3 protein-coding genes are annotated in these 1,359 nt (G+C 65.1%); 1 reads left to right on the plus strand and 2 read right to left on the minus strand.

Annotation, left to right across the window (positions count from 1 at the left end; translation table 11 throughout):
- A partial coding sequence (locus A2I95_RS38340; RefSeq protein WP_291737647.1) for a DUF1489 family protein occupies window positions 1-159 on the plus strand: 159 nt, incomplete at its 5' end.
- Window positions 160-451: 292 nt separating this feature from the next.
- Here A2I95_RS38340 and hisG read toward each other — a convergent pair.
- Window positions 452-1,150 (minus strand): ATP phosphoribosyltransferase, encoded by a 699-nt coding sequence (gene hisG / locus A2I95_RS38345; RefSeq protein ID WP_291737645.1) that lies wholly within the window; start codon window positions 1,148-1,150, stop codon window positions 452-454.
- Window positions 1,147-1,359: ATP phosphoribosyltransferase regulatory subunit (locus A2I95_RS38350; protein WP_291737646.1), on the minus strand; the 213-nt coding region annotated here is incomplete at its 5' end. The genes hisG and A2I95_RS38350, both read right to left, overlap by 4 nt.

A 1,359-nucleotide genomic window follows, 5' to 3' on the forward strand; every position in this document is an offset into this window, starting at 1 on the left:
GAATTGCACCGCACCCACACTGCGCCGAAACGCCCGTTCCAGGGCTGGCGCTATCTGAAGACTGAAGACACACCCGCCGACCTGCCTGCCGGCAAAAGCCAAGAAGAGCTGCTGCCGCTGGAACTCTCGCAGGCACTGGCCGAAATCGGAGTGATCTGAGGCTTTCCGCACCCCCCCGCGGCGTGCCTCGCCAGCGCCGGGCGTCAGCCCGGCGCCCGGCCCAACCGGAACGGCGGTATCTTGGATGCCGCTGCTCCGGGCGGGAGAACACCCTGCGCCATTGCAGCCAAAAAACTGCGGACTGCGTGCAACGGCTGCACGCCCCTCTCGCCTTCCGCCTGCCGGAAGCGTGGTGCAGTGAGTATTTCAGACAATGAAGAAGACGGAAGACCCAGCGCTTCTTCTTTGCCTAAATACTCAAATCACTCAGTGCCGACTGTGATGGCGGCGCTTACTTGCGGTGTTCCAGCAGGTCCAAGAGCGTGTTCAGCGCCGCCTTCTCATCCAGCCCGTATTTCGCCACCCGGCTGCGCCACAGCGTCGCCTGGGACTTCAGCACCAGCCCGTCCGCCAGCAGCTTCAGGTGATTGGCCCGCAGCGTCTCGCCGGTCGAGGTAATGTCGGCCACCATCTCGGCGGTCTCGTTCTTCACCGTGCCCTCAGTCGCGCCCTGGCTGTCCACCAGCTGGTAATCCGCCACCCCGGCATCGGTCAGGAATTCCCGCACCAGCCGGTGGTATTTGGTGGCAATCCGCAACCGGTGCCCATGCTCGGTGCGAAAGGCAGACGCCACCGCATCCAGGTCATCCAGCGTGTCCACATCAATCCAGAACTGCGGCACCGCCAGGATCAGGTCGGCATGGCCAAAGCCCAGTTCGGCCAGGCTCTCTAGCTGCTGCTCGAACCGCGGCAGCTTCTCCTGCACCAGATCGGTGCCGGTGACGCCCAGGTGGATCCGCCCCGCTGCCAGCTCGCGCGGGATTTCCCCCGCCGACAGCAGCACCAGCTCCATGTTCGCAACACCCTCGACCGCGCCGGCATATTCCCGGTCGGACCCGGTGCGCGCCAATGTCACGCCGCGTTTGGCGAACCAGTCGAATGTCTTCTCCATCAGCCGCCCCTTGGACGGCACCCCCAGCTTCAAACTCATGCGCGCACCTCCTCAAGCTGCAGCATCAGGTCCGGGCGCAGCACACCGCCGACCGCCGGGATTTCCTCGCCCCCGCCCAGCCGCCGGGTCAGCGCATCATAGCGCCCGCCGCTGGCGATCGGCGGCAAATCAGGCCGCGCCTCGGCGTAGAAACCGAACACAAACCCGTCGTAATACTCCATCGAGGTGCGCCCGTAAGAGGCCTCGAA

The sequence above is a fragment of the Leisingera sp. F5 genome (assembly GCF_001593695.1).

What these genes read in the sequence shown, in the direction of transcription:
- hisG (WP_291737645.1), bottom strand. Translation starts at nt 1,150, where the DNA reads ATGAGTTTGAAGCTGGGGGTGCCGTCCAAGGGGCGGCTGATGGAGAAG.